Here is a 17,467-nt window from a genome sequence, read left to right as displayed (position 1 = left end):
TTCCCTAATAAACCACAGCAAGCGTCTCGGCAAAACACGGCATGATTACGGTGGTGAAGGCCTCACATCAAGCTATGTCCTGCGCAGTCGGCTTACATACCTATTCTCCTTTTATAATTAATTGCGAATAAGTCGCAATTGCATTGACTTCTCTCCGGACACGCTCATATTCCCTCTGAAGCACGTCATTGTATGAGGACTAAACATGCCCGCTTTGCGCCAAATCGCCCTATGTCTTATGTTCATTGGCCTGATCAGCCCTGCACAAGCGGTCGAGAAGTTTAAGGCTGTTACCACCTTCACGATCATTGCTGATATGGCGCGCAATGTGGCTGGCGATCTGGCCGAGGTTGACAGCATCACCAAACCCGGCGCCGAGATTCATAATTATGAACCGACCCCCCGCGACATCCTGCGCGCTCAGGATGCTGATCTGATCCTTTGGAACGGTCTTAACCTTGAGCTGTGGTTCGAGCAATTCTTTCGCAACCTGCGCGATGTCCCTTCTGTTGTACTCAGCGACGGCGTGGAGCCTTTGGGCATCTCGCAAGGCCCCTACACTGGCAAGCCCAACCCCCATGCCTGGATGTCACTGGAAAGCGCCCTGATCTACGTGGACAATATCGCCGCTGCTTTTGCCGAGAATGACCCGCACAATGCCGCAGGCTACAAGGCAAATGCTGAAGCCTATAAAACCCAGATCGCCGAAACCATCGCACCTTTGAAAGACGCCATCGCTGCCCTGCCCGAGGATCAACGCTGGCTGGTTACATCCGAAGGCGCATTTTCCTATCTCGCCCGTGATTACGCCCTGAAAGAGCTGTACCTCTGGCCCATCAACGCCGACGCCCAAGGCTCGCCGAAACAGGTTCGCGCGGTAATCGATGCGGTTCGCGAGAACAACATCAAGGTGGTTTTCTCGGAAAGCACCGTATCTGCCGCACCTGCTCAGCAAGTCGCGCGCGAAACCAATGCTGTCTATGGCGGCGCGCTTTATGTGGATAGCCTCAGTGGCCCAGACGGCCCTGTCCCCACCTATCTTGATTTGTTGCGTGTCACGTCCGAAACCATCTTGAAAGGCCTTGAGTAAATGCCTGCCTCTGGCCTCGCTGCGCGTGATATTACCGTGACCTATCGCAACGGCCACACCGCCTTGCGCGACGCTACGTTTGAGCTGCCAAAGGGCACTATCGCCGCTTTGGTAGGCGTCAACGGCTCCGGAAAATCTACACTTTTCAAAGCATTGATGGGCTTTATTCCTACAGCCAAAGGCGAGATATCTATCCTCGGGGGCAGCGTTAAAGAAGCGTTGCACAACAATACCGTCGCCTATGTTCCCCAATCGGAAGAGGTCGACTGGTCCTTCCCGGTTTTGGTCGAGGACGTGGTGATGATGGGCCGCTACGGCCATATGGGGCTCCTGCGCCTGCCCCGCGCCGCCGACCACGCTGCTGTCACATCCGCACTGAAACGTGTGGGCATGTTTGACTTCCGCCACCGCCAAATAGGAGAGCTGTCCGGCGGTCAGAAGAAACGCGTCTTCCTTGCCCGCGCATTGGCGCAAGACAGCAAGGTGATCTTGTTGGATGAACCATTTACCGGCGTTGATGTACAGACCGAAGACGCCATCATCAAACTGCTGCGTGAAATGCGTGACGAAGGCCGGGTAATGCTGGTCTCGACCCATAATCTTGGCTCAGTGCCGGAATTTTGTGATCGCACTATTCTGATCAAAGGTACCATCCTGGCCTACGGCCTTACGTCCGAGATCTTCACTCAAAAGAACCTCGAACTGGCCTTCGGGGGCGTCCTGCGCCACTTCGTCATGCATGGCGAAGACCTGCACGACGATGATGATGGCCGCCGCCTGACAGTCATCTCGGATGATGAACGCCCGTTTGTCATCTATGACCACCACGACGAGGACAAGAAGGAAAAGGCCGAGTGAGCATCCTTCTGGAACCCTTCAGCTACGGCTATATGACCAACGCCATGTGGGTCTCGGCGCTTGTGGGTGGGGTTTGTGCGTTTCTGTCAGCCTACCTGATGCTCAAAGGCTGGTCATTGATCGGTGATGCGCTCAGCCATTCCATCGTGCCCGGTGTTGCCGGGGCCTATATGCTGGGTCTGCCCTTCGCCCTTGGCGCGTTCTTCGCGGGCGGGCTTGCGGGGGGCACAATGCTGTTTCTGAACCAGCGCACTGGCCTGAAGGAAGACGCCATCATCGGCCTGATCTTCACCAGCTTTTTTGGGTTGGGGCTGTTCATGGTTTCCCTGTCACCAACCTCAGTCAATATCCAGACAATCATTCTGGGCAATATCCTCGCCATATCACCTTCTGACACGTTGCAGCTGGCCCTCATAGGTTTCGTATCGCTGGCGGTGCTGTTGATGAAATGGAAAGACCTGATGGTCACGTTCTTCGATGAAAACCACGCCCGGTCCATTGGGTTGAAACCTGATCTTCTGAAGGTGATCTTCTTCACCCTGCTATCCGCCTGCACCGTTGCTGCCCTGCAAACCGTGGGCGCGTTTCTGGTGATCGCCATGGTCGTCACCCCCGGCGCGACCGCCTACCTGCTGACCGACCGCTTCCCGCGCCTGTTGATGATCAGTATCGCCATAGGTGCGCTGACCTCGTTCTTCGGCGCCTATATCAGCTATTTCCTGGACGGAGCCACGGGTGGGGTGATCGTCTGCCTGCAAACCAGCGTCTTCGCGCTGGCCTTCCTGTTCGCCCCGAAACACGGGATGATCGCAGCCCGCCGCCGCGCGGCCGAGGCGTTATGATGGAAGAGCTCCTCCTCCCCTTCCAGTTCCCGTTCATGGTGAACGCATTACTGATCTCGGTCATGCTTGCCGTGCCTGCCGGGCTCCTCAGCTGCTTTCTGGTCCTCAAGGGCTGGTCGCTGATGGGCGATGCAATCTCGCATGCGGTCCTGCCCGGCGTGGTGCTGGCCTATATCATCGGCCTGCCACTAGCCGTCGGGGCCTTCATCGCCGGGATGATCTGCGCCCTGCTGACCGGCTGGATCGACGAGAACTCCCGCGTCAAGCGCGACACGGTGATGGGCGTGGTGTTCTCGGGCATGTTCGGGCTTGGCATCGTGCTCTACACCAAGATCGAAAGTGACGTGCATCTCGATCATATCCTGTTTGGCAACATGCTGGGCGTTGGCCCGTCAGACATGTGGACCACAGGCATCATAGCGGTTCTGGTCACCGGCCTGATCGCGCTGCTCTGGCGTGACCTTCTGTTGCATGCCTTTGACGAACAACAAGCCCGCGCCACCGGCCTGCCCGTCCGCTGGTTGCATTTCGGCCTGCTGGCAGTCATCTCGCTGGTGGTCGTCGCTGCCCTGAAGGCCGTGGGCATCATCCTTGCCATCGCCTTTCTCGTGGCCCCCGGTGCCGTCGCATTCCTGCTGACCCGGCGCTTTGGCGCAATGCTATGGACCGCTATGGGCGTGGCTGTCTTCTCGGCTTTCACCGGCGTCTATGCCAGCTTCTTCCTCGACAGCGCCCCTGCCCCGACAATCGTTCTGATCATGACCGCGCTTTTCATCGCCGCCTTCATCCGCGCAAACCTGCACGCCCGCCGCGCGACAGCCACGCATTTGGAGTGATGTAGCTATTATTTTTGCAGAGCGCCGTAACACAGAGCACCTATCACCCTTTGTATCTGGAAAACGGTATTTGATGATCTCTCCTACGGACAGGCACAAAAAGAAACGGATTACGCGACTTGGTTCATAGTATCCGTTCGGAGGCCTAAAACGCAAAGGCAAGTGATGTTATTGCGGTATTTTCATTACTATGCTTACTGTCGGCAACGCGGACTTTGCAGACCTACGCTTCACGCGCACCAATGTCCGGTTTTGCGAACCCTTCCACAAACGGTCATTTTTGGGAGGTTACGGATAGCTCGCAAAAATTAGCGTTCGTAAATATCCTCAGACATTGAACCGTCGCTCCAAATTTGCCGAATAGTTACGTTGGATTCCGTGATGATGTATCGAATATCCTCTTCGGTGCGCCACCTGCCGAGCCGCCCATTCTCATCAGCCGCCCAAATTAGTCTATCACCTTCAAATTTGCATGCGTACGCCCACTTTGTTCGATCTGACGGCCTCACGTATGAGGCTCGTGCGTAACCGTCAGAAGCGGTTAAGCCTTCGACAATTTCTAGGTTATAGCCTCCAAAAGATGCCGCAAAAGCGCGGCATACCAAGACATATTCAGCATCCGCCTGAGTTGTATCAGCAATCAAAGATTCAGGCGTTGATGCGAATGATAGAATGAGTAAAGTTATTAGAGGTCGCATATGATGTTATCCTGGAGAAACGCTAGCTGTTGCTGCATTCATCAGATACGAAGCACGTCCAGTACCATCCCGATTTTCAACGCAACTTACGCGCCAAACATCAGATGTAGATGTAGGAGTAATTGAAATTACACGCGCACATAAATAGCCATTGAGATTGATTATTGTTGCGCTCATCTCTTTAAGGTCGGCTTCACTTTGAGCATAAGCGCTACTGCCTAATACAACCATCATGGCTGTAGCTATAATTTTTTTCATAGTTTCAACATCCGTTTTTAGGACTGATAACATAGATTTGCTGCACGGTGACGTTTATAATAGGTCTCCCTAACGCATTTTATGTTGAGTGTGACAGCGATGCTCGTTCCCAAAACACTCCTTTCTGGAATTTCTCCAAGCCATCCCATTTGAAGCTGTCTCAAACCCCATTCAAAACCTCAGGGGCTGATGAAGGTTTTTGGCGCTACTGTTACAGCAGACATGAGCTACATCGCAGAAATTCGGAAAAATGGGCTCAAACCCGTCATTCTTCTACAAAAAAAGCCCCGCAATAACGCGGGGCCCTTTGTAATCAGCACATAAACTCAGCAAGCGTCGACAGCCCGCCCGGTCATTACCTTCGCAATATGCGCCCGGTAATCGCCTGTACCATGCAAATCGCTGATCATGCCGGAGCCGCTCAATGACAGACCCGCAATCGCATCGCTTGAGAAATCAGACGACAGCGCCGCTTCAGCTTCGCTCCATCGGAACACGCCGCTTTCCGAGGCTCCGGTGATCGCTACACGCACCCCGTCAGAGAATTTTGCCACAAACACACCCACAAGCGCAAAGCGTGACGCAGGCTGGACGAATTTCTGATAGTTCGCCGTTTCAGGAACCGGGAATTTTACCTCGGTGATGATCTCGCCCTCTTCCAGTGCTGTCGTGAACATGCCCTGGAAATAATCATCCGCCGCGATGTCCCGCGTGTTGGTCACAACAGTCGCGTTTGAGCCTAACACCACCGCCGGATAGCAGGCCGCCGGGTCGTTATTGGCAAGTGATCCGCCAATCGTGCCACGGTTGCGCACCGCCGGATCACCGATATGCGCCGCAAGCGCGCTCAGGCCCGGATAGCTACTGTCAGCCGCGACAGCCGCATGGGCCGTGGCCCCGCCAATGCAGAGCCGCCCGTCATCATCATGGCAGATCCCCGCCATCTCGCCGATACCGGTCAGGCTGACCAAAACATCGGGGGAGGCAAGCCTTTGTTTCAACGTCGGGATCAGGGTCTGCCCACCACCCAATGCCTGTGCGTCTTCGTTGCCCAGCGCTTTGACAGCATCTGCAATTGTGCTCGGCCGTTCCAGTTCGAAATTATACATGAGTTTTCCTTTCTCAGCCGTTCATTGCCGCCCAGACCCGCGCAGGGGTCAAAGGCATATCGATATGTGTCACATCATGGCCAGCCGCCCGCAGTGCATCGACCACCGCATTGACCACAGCCGGAGGCGACCCGATGGCCCCGGCTTCGCCACAGCCCTTTACGCCCAGCGGGTTGTGCGTACACGGCGTCACGCAGCTATGATCGACCGAGAACATCGGCACGTCACCGGCCCGTGGCATGGTGTAATCCATGTAAGACCCGCTCAGCAGCTGGCCTTGATCATCATAGGCGCAGTTTTCAAGTAAAGCCTGCCCGATACCCTGCGCAAGACCGCCCTGCACCTGACCATCTACGATCATTGGATTGATGATATTGCCAAAATCATCGGCCGCGTGGAAAGCCAGCACATCGACCTTGCCGGTCTCTGGATCGACCTCGACCTCACAGGCATACCCGCCCGAAGGGTAGGTGAAGTTGGCCGGGTCGTAGAACGCGGTTTCCTCCAGCCCCGGCTCGATGTCTTCCAGCGGATAGTTGTGCGGCACGTAAGCGGCCAAGGTCACATCACCCCAAGCCACGGATTTATCCGTGCCCGCAACGCTGAACGCGCCGTCTTTCAGCTCGATATCCCCTTCAGAAGCTTCAAGCAGGTGTGCCGCAATCTTCTTGGCTTTGTTGATGATCTTCTCGGTTGCGCGGACCATGGCTGAACCACCCACCGCGATGGAACGTGAACCATAGGTGCCCATGCCCATCGGCGTGTTGGCCGTGTCGCCATGAACAACCTCGACCATATTCTCATCTATGCCGATCATGTCCGCGACAACCTGCGCAAAAGACGTTTCATGCCCTTGCCCGTGGCTGTGCGATCCGGTCATGACCACTAGGCCACCGGTCGCGTTGACCCGCACAGTCGCGCTTTCATAGAGCCCTGCCCGCGCGCCAAGCTGGCCCACAAGATTTGACGGAGCAATCCCGCACGCCTCGATGTAATGCGCGATCCCAAGGCCGCGCAGCTTACCGTGCTTGGCGCTTTCGGCGCGACGCGCCGGGAAGCCGTCACGATCCGCTAACTCCAGCAGCTTGTCCATCGTGGCGTTGTAATCGCCGGTGTCATATTCCACGGCAACAGGCGTCGCATAGGGGAATTCAGTGATAAAATTACGCCTGCGCAATTCTACCGGATCAATGCCCATCTCATAGGCCGCTTTGTCGATAACACGTTCCAGCTGGAACGTCGCCTCGGGCCGCCCTGCGCCACGATAGGCATCTACCGGCACCGTGTTGGTAAACACCGCTTTGACGTTCACATAGATGAGCGGGGTCGTATAATTCCCTGCCATCAAAGTGCCATGCAGCCACGTGGGAATAGACGGCGCAAAAGTCGACAGATACGCGCCCATATTTGCATAGGTATCCGTGCGCAGCGCAAGGAACTTGCCCTGTTCATCCATCGCCAGCTCGATCTTGGTGACGTGATCACGGCCATGGGCATCGGACATAAACGCCTCGGACCGGCTGGATGTCCATTTCACGGGCCTGCGCACCTGTTTGGCGGCAAATGTGCAAAACGCCTCTTCCGCGTAATGGTAAATCTTAGAGCCAAACCCGCCGCCTACATCGGGGGCCACAACACGCAGCTTGTGTTCCGGGATGCCTAACACAAATGCGCCCATCAAAAGCCGGATCACATGGGGGTTCTGGGAGGTTGTGTAGAGCGTGTAATCATCAGTGCCTGCACTCCAATCCCCCACGGCCACGCGCGGTTCCATCGGGTTAGCGATCAGACGATTGTTCACCAGCTCCAGCGTCGTCACATGATGCGCTCCCTTGATGGCCGCATCCACCGCATCGCGGTTTTCCTCGACGAAGCCCCAATCGTAACAGAGGTTCGATGTAAGATCGTCATGCACTTTGGTGGCACCGTCTTTGACAGCCTCTTTCATATCCATCACGACCGGCAATTCAGAAATATCCACCTCGATGGCCTCAGCCGCTGTGCGGGCCTGTTCCAGGCTTTCAGCCACCACTACGGCAATCGGGTCGCCAACATGGCGCACCTTGCCTTCGGCCAAAACCGGGTGCTTGGGCTCTTGCATCGCTTCGCCGAAGCGGTCCGTCACCTGCCAGCCACAAGGAATGCCCCCAACGCCTTCAAAGTCTTTGGCGGTGAATATCTGCACTACCCCATCCATCGCAGCCGCCGCCGCGGTGTCGATCCCATTAATCACCCCATGCGCCACATCCGAGCGCAGAAAATACGCGTATGTTTGGTTTTGCAGGTTAATGTCATCCGTATAGCGGCCCTGTCCTGTTAGGAACCGTACATCCTCGCGCCGCTTCGAGCTGGCGCCTATGCCTCCATCTTTTGGCATCTCATCTCTCCCTTATAATTTGTACGCTGGTGGGCAGACCCACTGCTGTCACAGCTTATTCCGCAGCCATGGCCGGCACGTCTTGCCCGCTGGCCGCAAGGATCGCCTTGACGATGTTATGATACCCGGTGCAGCGGCACAGGTTGCCCTCCAGATACTCGCGCACTTCTTGCTCGGACGGTTTTGGGTTTTCCTTCAGCAGTGCTGCCGCAGACATCACCATACCAGGTGTGCAGAACCCACATTGCAACCCATGATGGTCCTGAAAGGCCTGCTGGATCACAGACAGCGAACCATCGGCATTGGCCATGCCTTCGATCGTCTTGACCTCGGCCCCTTCGGCTTCGCCTGCCAGCATTGTGCACGCCTTCACCGCTTCACCATTCACATGCACCACGCAAGCCCCGCATTGCGACGTATCGCATCCCACATGAGTTCCCGTTAGATGCAGTTGATCGCGCAAAAAGCCTGACAGAAGCGTCCGCCCTTCAACATTGCCCGAAACGGCTTTGCCGTTCACGGTCATTGATACTTTGGTCATACTTGTCCTCCCTTGAACATCGTCCATTGTTCTGAATGTTTGTTCCGAAATCAGCCTTTCGGATCGCATCTTAGCCGACCAACCGCTTTAGCCAGCCTTTCTTCTTTTCCTCGCCATCTTCTGTCTCTTCCGCTGGCCCTTCCAAGGCCGTTTGAAATCTTTCGAAAAACTGATCTGCCATCTTTTTGGCAAAGCCATCGATGATCCGACTACCAAGCTGAGCCAGTTTGCCGCCAACCTTGGCCTCAACCTCATAATGCAGACGCGTCCCATCTTGGGTAGGTTCCAGCCTAATATCGGCCCCGCCTTTGGCAAAGCCCGCAGGCCCACCCTTGCCCTCACCTGATATAGTGCAGCTTTCGCCCTGCACCATGTCAGTGATCGACACTGCGCCTTTGAACTTGGCTTTCACCGGTCCGACTTTCTGGACGACCACGGCCTCGAAGCCTTCCTCGGGTGAACCCGTCATTTCTTCACAGCCGGGAATGCAGGCTTTCAGAACATCTGCATCCAGCAAAGCATCCCAAACTTCGGTTGGGCTTGCAGCAATGTCGCGGTGATCTTTCAGTTCCATATCGCCCCTTAATATTCCTGCCAGAGAGAACAGATAGGAAGCTATGCTTTAACACGGGCTCAGCCGGTATGTTCCCCATGGCTTAGGCTGGAACAGGTTCGGGTTTTTCTCAAGGGAAATCTTTGAAAGCGGAAAAACTTCGACGTTTCGCCATACCAAAGTATGAACTACAAACAGCTTTGAACCCCAATATTTGGTGATTATTTATTTAGCGCCTTCATACCAAATGCGAATAGCCTGACGTTCTTCGGGTTCAATAAAAGTCAGGTTTGCAGGCGGCATGGCGTGGCTTGCGCCCGCTTGCAGATATATCTGACGGGCCGCAATCGCCACATCAGCCTCGGTTTCCAAATAGACACCCTTGGGCGCCCAGCGAATACCATCCCAGAACGGTTCGCGAGCGTGACACATAGAGCACCGCCCCAAGACGATCTCATGCACTTGTTCAAACTCTGCGGCCTGCGCATATCGGGTTGCCGTTGGGCCCATTGCCGTATCGTTCTCTTCGGGGGCGGGGCTGTAGACAACCACATGATGCAGATAAACAGAATAACAGTCAGCGCCCATGTCCAGTTTGGCCTGACCTTGCGTGCATGCATCGTGTTGAAATAATGCCGGACCGTCACCCCCATCAGAAAGACCAGCGCTGCAATCAGCCAATTATAGGGCGTCGCAAAGGCCAGCGGGTAATGGTTGCTCAGCATCAAAAAGATAACCGGCAGCGTCAGATAGTTGTTATGGGTCGAGCGCAGCTTGGCAATCTTGCCATATTTCGCATCCGGCACCCGCCCCGCCTTTAAATCAGCAACAACGATCCGTTGGTTAGGGATGATGATATGCGCGACATTCGCTGTCATGATCGTTGCCGTAAAAGCACCCAGATGCAAAAGCGCGGCCCGACCTGTGAAAACCTGCGTGTATCCCCAGCTTATCGCCACAAGCACGCCAAAAAGCAGCACCATCAAGAGCGTTGGATTCTGGGCCAAAGGGGATTTGCAGAGTTGATCATAGATCACCCAACCAATGATCAGCGAGCCGAAGGAAATCGCAATCGCCTGCCAAAGCGCGAGATCAGCCACATTCGGATCAATCAGATAAAGCTCTGCCCCTGCCCAATAGACCACTGCCAACATCGCAAAGCCGGATAGCCACGTGGCATAGCTTTCCCATTTGAACCACGTCAGATGCTCTGGCATTTGCGCAGGCGCGACCAGATATTTCTGAATATGATAAAAACCTCCGCCATGGACCTGCCATTCCTCGCCATCTGCGGGACCATGGATGTCACGGTTCAGACCCAGATCAAGTGCGATGAAGTAGAAAGATGACCCGATCCATGCAATCGCAGTGATCACATGCAGCCAGCGCACTGCAAAGGCCAACCAGTCCCACATGATCGCAAGTTCAAACATCCGCGCCCCTTTTGTTTTGGGTAGTTTTGAACGTCTAGACCGGGAAATACAACGCCCGCCGATACAGATGCCATGTTGCATGTCCCAGCACAGGCAAAATCAGCAGCAACCCCAAAAACAGCGGTAGCATTGCCACAAAAACCAGTATCGCAATGATGGCAGCCCAAACCAGCAAAACCCGTTTATTGCGCGCTACAACCCGCATCGAAATCAGCATAGCGGTCACAAAATCCATCTCCCGATCCAAAAGCAACGGCATCGAAACCACTGTAATCGCGTAAACCAACAACGCGACCAACCCACCTGTGACCAGTTCGAACGCAATCAACATCAAACCGCTTGGGGTGTTGAACACCTCCCATGAGGTCGAGATATTGGTCAGCGTCATCTGCCCCAAGAACAATGCCAGCGACATATGGGCAAAGAAGCTCCAGAACAAGAAAATGATCAGGATGATCGCACCGATCCACGGCAATTGCCGCCCGCGTTCTCGCCAGACGACGGCCAAAATCTCGGACCATGCCAGCGGATCGCCACATTCCAGACGGCGGCTGACTTCATACAAACCAACGGCTGCGAATGGGGCCACCAGCGGAAACCCAAGCGACAGCACAAGGGTCCAGGTAAAGCTACCGGCCCCCAGCAAGGTGAGCGACAGCCCGCAAATCACATAAAAGCTGCTGAAGAACAGCCCAAACAACGGTGCGCGGCGGAAATCATGCCAGCCGGCCTTCAACACAACAAACAACTCGGCCAAAGTGACCGTGCCGATAGTCGGCTGTGCCGAGGGTTCTTCAATCTGATCTGTCATGGCCTTAGCTTTCCCGCAGTCACGAAGAAGGGCAATGATCTCGATCAACTGCCCCTGTAGGTCGAATACCCGAACGGGCTCAGCAGCAATGGCACGTGATAATGATCATCTTCGCTCATCATAAAACGGATCGGGATTTCACCCAGAAAGCTCGCGGCGTCCCCCAGATATGGCGCAGTATGAAAGATCAGCTCATACGCCCCTGTCTTGAAGGCGTCTGGCGGTAGGATCGGAGCATCTGTTCGACCATCTGCGTTGGTCACAGCGCTGGCAATTTTGCGATGCGAATTACCGGACACACGATAAAGCGATATTTCGATCCCGGCCGCCGGACAGCCCTTTGCGGTGTCCAGAATATGCGTCGTCAGATAGCCCATGGCGCTTCCTCGTTTTCAAATTGCAGATACAGTTCACCTCAAGCCATGCTCGGGTGCAAACACTAATAAAAGCACATTCCTGCCATATCACGACCATATTCTTTTGGTCGGCCTATCTTTATTTTTCCGATTGAGGCCATGATGTCATCCAAAACCAAAACTATTAGTTTTTCACAAAGCGCCGGTGATATCGCACTGACAGGTATCGGCTTTCTGTTCATGCCAATTTGTCTTGTATTTGCGCCAAGATGGGTCATCTCAACTTTTCGGGATGGCAATGCTCTTACTCTGGATAATGAACAAAATACTGAATATTTTGCGTCTGTCCGCAAGCCTGCTTCGAACGAAACCGCAGAGTTCAAGAAAGTGCGGAAACTGATCGAAGACCTGATTGACGTTAATGATTGGCGCGAACTGACAAACCGTATCGCCGACTGGGATAAAACGCGGGCTTCTACAGATTTCGGAACGGGCTACATGGATATGGCGCTTGATGCGTTGCGCGTACATCTGGCGGATGAAATCTACCCTCCAAATATGTGCAATTTTGAAGATTATTACATGATCCCAGATGGCGCATTGGCCCGCGTTCAGGCCGCATATGAAGCTGATCCCAGCAATTACATACTGACAGCGCTTTTGGCTCAGATACATATTGATCGAGGCTGGGTCGCCCGTGGAGGAGGCTGGAGCCATGAGGTCACAGAAGAAGGCTGGGACGAACTTTTGCGCAGCTTTGAAACCGCAGCAACACTTTTGGCGCGCTTCGATCCGGCTGAGCTGAGTTCACCGCTTCTGGCGCGGGTACATTTTCAGCTTGTTGCAGCCACGACAGACGGAATTGAAAGCGCGCGCACAGAATATCAGACATGGTCCGATCTGGATATTTCAAACCAACACCCCCATCGGGCTTATGCGTTTCATGTTCTGCCCCGTTGGTTCGGCGATTACCAAACACTGGAACAAGAGGCTCGTCTTGCCACGGAGCGCACCAAAAGCGTTGCCGGCGCAGCAGCCTATGCGGCATTCTATGCAACAGCGCTCAGTTATGAAGACGATGCGCTGGACCTGCTTGATCTGGATTTATTTGAGCAAGGTGTGTGTGATCGCATCAGCAAAGATAAAGATCCTGCAACACGTGCCATGCAACTTATCTTCGCAATTCATGAATTCAGCGATAATGGCATCCCAATGATCTGGCATGAAGTTTTCAGTCGGGATCGTATTAACAAACGGAATGAGTTGCGTAAAATCTGTCGTACATTGGCAGATCGTTTTCTCACCCATCTGCCCACAGAAGGGTTCAAAAAGCGGGAAACAGAATTGCTGTGGATCTTGTCAGGCTTATACCACGACGACCTCAAGGCGGGGGCTAGAATCAAGTTCACGCCGGACGGTGTCCGGATGATCAGGCCTGATCAAAACAACAGCTAAATCGCGCGTTGCGAAAAATTTTGCGAAAACACCTTGGCAGCCATGCCCCTTTCGTGGCCAATAGCGACGCGTTAGGATGAAGCTGTGAACAGATACCCAAGAGATATGCGAGGCTACGGCCCAACGCCTCCGGACCCGCGTTGGCCCGATGGAGCCAAGATCGCTGTGCAGATTGTTCTGAACTATGAGGAGGGCGGCGAAAATAATATTCTCCACGGGGATGCCGCGTCCGAAGCGTTTCTGTCCGAAATTGTCGGGGCTGCCCCCTGGCCCGGTCAGCGACACTGGAATATGGAATCGATTTACGAATACGGTGCAAGGGCCGGGTTCTGGCGCCTTCATCGTTTGCTGAAAGACATGCCCATCACCGTCTACGGCGTTGCCGAAGCCTTAGCACGCAGCCCTGAACAGGTCGCCGCCATGCAAGAAGCCGGGTGGGAAATCGCCAGCCACGGATTGAAGTGGATCGATTACAGGGATTTGTCCAAGGATGAGGAACGCGACCACCTGAAACGCGCAGTTGCCCTGCACACAGAAATCACAGGCGAAGCTCCGCGTGGCTGGTATACCGGGCGTTGCTCTGACAACACGGTCGAGCTTGTGTCTGAGCATGGCGGCTTTGACTATATCGCCGACAGCTACGCCGACGACCTGCCCTATTACCTGCGCCATAAGAACCGTTGGCAATTGTTGGTGCCCTACACGCTTGACTGCAACGACATGCGCTTTGCCACACCGCAAGGGTTCAATGCAGGTGATCAGTTCGAAACCTATCTGCGCGACAGTTTTGACGCTCTTTACGCCGAAGGTCAGGATGGCGCGGCCAAAATGCTTTCGATAGGCTTGCATTGCCGCCTGATCGGACGGCCCGGACGGGTCATGGCGCTGAAGCGTTTTCTGGACTATGCGCAAAGCCATGAAGGCGTCTGGTTCGCGCGCCGCATCGACATCGCCCGCCATTGGACTGAAACCCATCCACCAGGGCCGCGCACCCGCCCCTCTGCCATGAACAAAGACACGTTTGTTGCCGCCTATGGTGGCATCTTTGAGCACTCCCCCTGGATTGCCAAAGGCGCATGGGAGCTGGAGCTGGGCCCCGCCCATGACAGCGCCAAGGGCTTGCATAATGCACTGTCGCGTATCTTCCGAGCTGCATCTGACACCAAACGACTGGAAGTTCTAGACGCGCATCCCGACCTAGCAGGCAAGCTGGCGGACGCAAAACGCCTGACTGCCGAAAGCACCGCCGAACAAGCTGGCGCCGGGCTGAATGCGCTGACGGATGAAGAACGTCAGACTTTTATAAACCTAAATGAGGAATACACCGTAAAGCACGGATTTCCTTTTATTATAGCTGTACGGGATTATGACAAACCTTCGATCCTTGAAGCCTTCCGGCGGCGGATAAACAATGACAGCCAGACCGAATTCATCGAGGCCTGTAAACAGGTCGAACGCATTGCCTATTTGCGGCTGGCCGATCTGCTGCCGGAGGATCAATGAGCTACGCTTTCCCAAAAGGCGGGCTGCCGCCTCAATCACAATCCCCCGAAGGTCGCGCAATCTTCACTGATGCCTACGCCTTTATTCCAGCGGATGTGATGACTGATATCGTTACATCCAACCTGCCCCATTGGAACAATACGCGCGCGTGGATTATTGCCCGCCCCCTGTCCGGCTTTGCCGAAACCTTCGCCCAATATGCCGTCGAGGTGGCACCGGGCGGTGGGTCTTCCCGCCCCGAGCCGGACCCCTTTGCGCAGGCTGGGTTATTTGTTGCAGAGGGCACCATGACGCTGATCATCAATGGCGACAGTCACACCCTGACGGCTGGCAGTTATGCCTATGTGCCGCCACAGACCGAATGGTATGTTCTCAACAGCGCAGACATGCCGCTAAAATTCCACTGGATCCGCAAGCGGTATGAACCGGAAGATGGAATCGATCCGCCCGAGGCATTTGTCACCAGCGATCAGAATACTGCCCCATCGCCCATGCCGGAAACCGACCTTTGGGCCACCACCCGTTTCGTGGACCCGTCAGATATGCGCCATGACATGCATATCAATATCGTGACCTTCCAGCCCGGCGGGCGTATTCCCTTTGCCGAAACGCATGTTATGGAACATGGCCTATACGTGCTGCAAGGCACTGCACGTTACTTGCTGAACAAGGATTGGGTCGATGTCGGCCCCGGTGATTTCATGTGGCTCCGCGCATTCTGCCCGCAAGCCTGCGAGGCAACAGGGGACGCGCCCTTCCGCTATTTACTTTACAAAGATGTCAACCGCCATCCAGCCCTATGATCACTGCACAGCCCCTCACCGCGCAGCGCTTCGCCCTTTTTGGTGATGTACTGGACTGCAATGGCGATCCCGACAAGCTGATCAATCAGGGGCTCTGCGGTCGTTTTCATGACCGCGCCAAACTGGATTTCACTGATGGTCACGCAGGCGTAAGCCTGTTTCAGGCGCAACCGCGCAACCTGCCCTACACGCTGGACCTGCTGGAGCGGCATCCCAGGGGATCACAAGCGTTTATCCCGATGAGTCTCGATGAATTTCTGATCATTACTGCTGAAAATGCAGGCGACCGACCGGGGAAGATACACGCCTTTCTCAGTACGCCGGGGCAGGCCATCAACTTCCACCGTGGCACGTGGCATGGTGTGCTGACACCTCTGCACGCGCCGGGGCTATTTGCGGTGATCGACCGCATCGGGGACGGAGATAATCTGCAGGAGCATTGGTTAGAGACACCAGTGACCATCACACGGGACTGACTGAAAAGCCCCGCAAGAAAGTTGAACAATAACGGGGACCACACAATGAACGCTTTATCCATCGGCACGCCAGAGCAACTGCGCGATCCCAACTATACCCCTGGGCTGCACAAGGCAGTCCCTTTGGGCATTCAGCACGTTCTGGCGATGTTCGTCTCAAACATCACACCCGCCATCATCATCTCGGGTGCTGCGGGGTTTGGCTTTGGCTCTGACGCAGGCGCGCAGGGTTTTCCTGATATGACATACCTGATCCAGATGTCGATGCTGTTTGCAGGCATTGCTACGTTGTTTCAAACCATCGGGATCGGACCGGTCGGCGCACGCCTGCCAATCGTCCAGGGCACATCCTTTGCCTTCATTCCGATAATGATCCCGCTGGTCGCAGGCAAAGGGGTCGAGGCCCTGCCTGCTCTCTTTGGCGGCGTGCTGGTTGGTGGATTGTTTCACGCAACACTTGGCACAGTTATAGGTAAAATACGATTCGCTCTGCCGCCGCTTGTGACCGGCCTTGTTGTGACTATGATCGGTTTGGCACTTGTAAAAGTCGGCATCCAATATGCTGCTGGTGGCGTGCCAGCCATTGATCAACCGGAATACGGCAGTCTGTTGAACTGGTCCGCTGCATTGGTCGTTATCTTCGTCACGCTTGGCCTGAAATTCTTTGCAGATGGCATGCTGTCAGTCTCGGCTGTGGTGATCGGCATTTTTGTAGGCTACCTCTATGCCCTGATGGTCGGCATCATCACGTTTGAGGCCATCAGTACAAGCTGGAACCGCGCCGCGGTGTTCCAACTGCCCATCCCATTCAAATACGGTTTCGAATTCAGCTTTGCCGCCATCGTGGGATTCTGTCTGATGGCCTTTGTCTCGGCGGTCGAGACTGTGGGGGACGTGTCCGGCATCACAAAAGGCGGTGCCGGACGCGAGGCAACAGATACCGAAATTCAGGGGGCGACTTATGCAGACGGGGTTGGCAGCGCCGTTGCAGGTATCTTTGGCGGTTTTCCGAATACATCCTTTAGCCAAAATGTAGGTCTTATAGCCATAACCGGCGTGATGAGCCGTCATGTTGTCACAATAGGCGCGCTGTTTCTGATCCTGTGCGGATTGATCCCCAAAGTCGGCGCGATCATTCGCACCATCCCAATCGAAGTTTTGGGCGGTGGGGTCATCGTCATGTTTGGTATGGTCGTCGCCGCCGGAGTCTCGATGCTGTCAGAGGTTCATTGGAACCGCCGCAATATGGTCATCTTCGCGATTGCATTGTCCATCGGACTAGGCCTGCAACTGGATCCGAAAGCCGTACAATATCTGCCTGACGCTGCCCGGATTCTGATGACCAGCGGCCTCCTGCCCGCCGCAGTTATCGCAATCGTGCTGAACCTTGTTTTACCGCAAGAGCTGTCTGACGAAGCAACGGACGAGCTATCCGGCGGATTTTCAGGCCGCGATACGGGATCGTAAT

The 17,467-nt window shown here is 54.9% G+C and carries 16 protein-coding genes and 1 pseudogene; 9 read left to right on the top strand and 8 right to left on the bottom strand.

The features are described from left to right. The first annotated feature begins 238 nt into the window (after positions 1–238). Genes ACZ1HF_RS01795 through ACZ1HF_RS01780 form a run of 4 tightly spaced genes read left to right on the top strand, consistent with a single transcriptional unit; the run spans position 239 to position 3,626 of the window. Positions 239–1,090: a metal ABC transporter substrate-binding protein gene (locus tag ACZ1HF_RS01795; RefSeq protein ID WP_472658956.1), complete on the top strand. Its 852-nt coding sequence runs from the start codon at positions 239–241 to the stop codon at positions 1,088–1,090. After that, positions 1,091–1,948, top strand: a complete 858-nt coding sequence (locus ACZ1HF_RS01790; RefSeq protein WP_472655898.1) for a manganese/iron ABC transporter ATP-binding protein — start codon at positions 1,091–1,093, stop codon at positions 1,946–1,948. Continuing rightward, on the top strand, positions 1,945–2,790 hold the full coding sequence (locus ACZ1HF_RS01785) for a metal ABC transporter permease (RefSeq protein ID WP_472655897.1): 846 nt from the start codon (positions 1,945–1,947) through the stop codon (positions 2,788–2,790). Before ACZ1HF_RS01790 ends, ACZ1HF_RS01785 begins: the two co-directional genes overlap by 4 nt. Further along, the gene (locus tag ACZ1HF_RS01780; RefSeq protein WP_472655896.1) at positions 2,787–3,626 is read left to right on the top strand and encodes a metal ABC transporter permease; all 840 of its coding nucleotides are present in this window, start codon (positions 2,787–2,789) and stop codon (positions 3,624–3,626) included. Before ACZ1HF_RS01785 ends, ACZ1HF_RS01780 begins: the two co-directional genes overlap by 4 nt. 704 nt (positions 3,627–4,330) lie before the next feature. Here ACZ1HF_RS01780 and ACZ1HF_RS01775 read toward each other — a convergent pair. The 8 genes and pseudogenes from ACZ1HF_RS01775 to uraH all read right to left on the bottom strand — a co-directional run bounded on the left by ACZ1HF_RS01775 (position 4,331) and on the right by uraH (position 11,783). Continuing rightward, positions 4,331–4,582 carry a hypothetical protein gene (locus ACZ1HF_RS01775; RefSeq protein ID WP_472655895.1) on the bottom strand — a complete coding sequence of 84 codons (252 nt, stop codon included), beginning with the start codon at positions 4,580–4,582 and terminating at the stop codon, positions 4,331–4,333. A 326-nt stretch (positions 4,583–4,908) separates the two neighbouring features. Then, positions 4,909–5,691: an FAD binding domain-containing protein gene (locus tag ACZ1HF_RS01770; protein WP_472655894.1), complete on the bottom strand. Its 783-nt coding sequence runs from the start codon at positions 5,689–5,691 to the stop codon at positions 4,909–4,911. A gap of 13 nt (positions 5,692–5,704) precedes the next feature. Then, positions 5,705–8,068: a xanthine dehydrogenase family protein molybdopterin-binding subunit gene (locus ACZ1HF_RS01765; protein WP_472655893.1), complete on the bottom strand. Its 2,364-nt coding sequence runs from the start codon at positions 8,066–8,068 to the stop codon at positions 5,705–5,707. Between the two features lie 55 nt (positions 8,069–8,123). Further along, a complete protein-coding gene (locus ACZ1HF_RS01760) occupies positions 8,124–8,609 on the bottom strand; it encodes a (2Fe-2S)-binding protein (RefSeq protein ID WP_472655892.1) in 486 nt (161 codons plus the stop codon). Positions 8,610–8,679: 70 nt separating this feature from the next. Continuing rightward, entirely contained in the window at positions 8,680–9,183 is a 504-nt protein-coding gene (locus tag ACZ1HF_RS01755; protein ID WP_472655891.1) for a CoxG family protein, read from the bottom strand. Between the two features lie 204 nt (positions 9,184–9,387). After that, positions 9,388–10,595 (bottom strand): annotated as a pseudogene (locus tag ACZ1HF_RS01750) (urate hydroxylase PuuD). 34 nt (positions 10,596–10,629) lie between these two features. Further along, positions 10,630–11,406, bottom strand: a complete 777-nt coding sequence (locus ACZ1HF_RS01745) for a DUF2189 domain-containing protein (protein WP_472655890.1) — start codon at positions 11,404–11,406, stop codon at positions 10,630–10,632. Between the two features lie 44 nt (positions 11,407–11,450). Next, the gene (uraH, locus tag ACZ1HF_RS01740) at positions 11,451–11,783 is read right to left on the bottom strand and encodes a hydroxyisourate hydrolase (RefSeq protein ID WP_472655889.1); all 333 of its coding nucleotides are present in this window, start codon (positions 11,781–11,783) and stop codon (positions 11,451–11,453) included. A 138-nt stretch (positions 11,784–11,921) separates the two neighbouring features. Here uraH and ACZ1HF_RS01735 point away from each other — a divergent pair, with 138 nt between their 5' ends. From ACZ1HF_RS01735 to ACZ1HF_RS01715, 5 genes are all read left to right on the top strand, one after another. Next, entirely contained in the window at positions 11,922–13,217 is a 1,296-nt protein-coding gene (locus ACZ1HF_RS01735; RefSeq protein WP_472655888.1) for a hypothetical protein, read from the top strand. 84 nt (positions 13,218–13,301) lie between these two features. Beyond that, complete coding sequence (puuE, locus tag ACZ1HF_RS01730) at positions 13,302–14,720, top strand: allantoinase PuuE (protein WP_472655887.1); 1,419 nt, start codon at positions 13,302–13,304, stop codon at positions 14,718–14,720. Further along, on the top strand, positions 14,717–15,523 hold the full coding sequence (locus tag ACZ1HF_RS01725) for a bifunctional allantoicase/(S)-ureidoglycine aminohydrolase (RefSeq protein WP_472655886.1): 807 nt from the start codon (positions 14,717–14,719) through the stop codon (positions 15,521–15,523). The genes puuE and ACZ1HF_RS01725 overlap by 4 nt, the downstream gene beginning before the upstream one ends. Then, on the top strand, positions 15,520–15,999 hold the full coding sequence (locus tag ACZ1HF_RS01720) for an ureidoglycolate lyase (RefSeq protein WP_472655885.1): 480 nt from the start codon (positions 15,520–15,522) through the stop codon (positions 15,997–15,999). The genes ACZ1HF_RS01725 and ACZ1HF_RS01720 overlap by 4 nt, the downstream gene beginning before the upstream one ends. A gap of 45 nt (positions 16,000–16,044) precedes the next feature. After that, a complete protein-coding gene (locus ACZ1HF_RS01715; RefSeq protein ID WP_472655884.1) occupies positions 16,045–17,466 on the top strand; it encodes a nucleobase:cation symporter-2 family protein in 1,422 nt (473 codons plus the stop codon). Position 17,467 lies beyond the last annotated feature (1 nt).

The organism is Litoreibacter sp. GN1-5 (assembly GCF_055693805.1).
The sequence above is the reverse complement of the archived record's forward strand: the minus strand, read 5'-3'. Positions and strand labels throughout refer to the sequence as shown.

What these genes read in the sequence shown, in the direction of transcription:
- ACZ1HF_RS01795 (WP_472658956.1), top strand. Translation starts at nt 239, where the DNA reads ATGTTCATTGGCCTGATCAGCCCTGCACAAGCGGTCGAGAAGTTTAAG.
- ACZ1HF_RS01790 (WP_472655898.1), top strand. Translation starts at nt 1,091, where the DNA reads ATGCCTGCCTCTGGCCTCGCTGCGCGTGATATTACCGTGACCTATCGC.
- ACZ1HF_RS01780 (WP_472655896.1), top strand. Translation starts at nt 2,787, where the DNA reads ATGATGGAAGAGCTCCTCCTCCCCTTCCAGTTCCCGTTCATGGTGAAC.
- ACZ1HF_RS01775 (WP_472655895.1), bottom strand. Translation starts at nt 4,582, where the DNA reads ATGAAAAAAATTATAGCTACAGCCATGATGGTTGTATTAGGCAGTAGC.
- ACZ1HF_RS01770 (WP_472655894.1), bottom strand. Translation starts at nt 5,691, where the DNA reads ATGTATAATTTCGAACTGGAACGGCCGAGCACAATTGCAGATGCTGTC.
- ACZ1HF_RS01765 (WP_472655893.1), bottom strand. Translation starts at nt 8,068, where the DNA reads ATGCCAAAAGATGGAGGCATAGGCGCCAGCTCGAAGCGGCGCGAGGAT.
- ACZ1HF_RS01760 (WP_472655892.1), bottom strand. Translation starts at nt 8,609, where the DNA reads ATGACCAAAGTATCAATGACCGTGAACGGCAAAGCCGTTTCGGGCAAT.
- ACZ1HF_RS01755 (WP_472655891.1), bottom strand. Translation starts at nt 9,183, where the DNA reads ATGGAACTGAAAGATCACCGCGACATTGCTGCAAGCCCAACCGAAGTT.
- ACZ1HF_RS01745 (WP_472655890.1), bottom strand. Translation starts at nt 11,406, where the DNA reads ATGACAGATCAGATTGAAGAACCCTCGGCACAGCCGACTATCGGCACG.
- uraH (WP_472655889.1), bottom strand. Translation starts at nt 11,783, where the DNA reads ATGGGCTATCTGACGACGCATATTCTGGACACCGCAAAGGGCTGTCCG.
- ACZ1HF_RS01735 (WP_472655888.1), top strand. Translation starts at nt 11,922, where the DNA reads ATGATGTCATCCAAAACCAAAACTATTAGTTTTTCACAAAGCGCCGGT.
- ACZ1HF_RS01725 (WP_472655886.1), top strand. Translation starts at nt 14,717, where the DNA reads ATGAGCTACGCTTTCCCAAAAGGCGGGCTGCCGCCTCAATCACAATCC.
- ACZ1HF_RS01720 (WP_472655885.1), top strand. Translation starts at nt 15,520, where the DNA reads ATGATCACTGCACAGCCCCTCACCGCGCAGCGCTTCGCCCTTTTTGGT.
- ACZ1HF_RS01715 (WP_472655884.1), top strand. Translation starts at nt 16,045, where the DNA reads ATGAACGCTTTATCCATCGGCACGCCAGAGCAACTGCGCGATCCCAAC.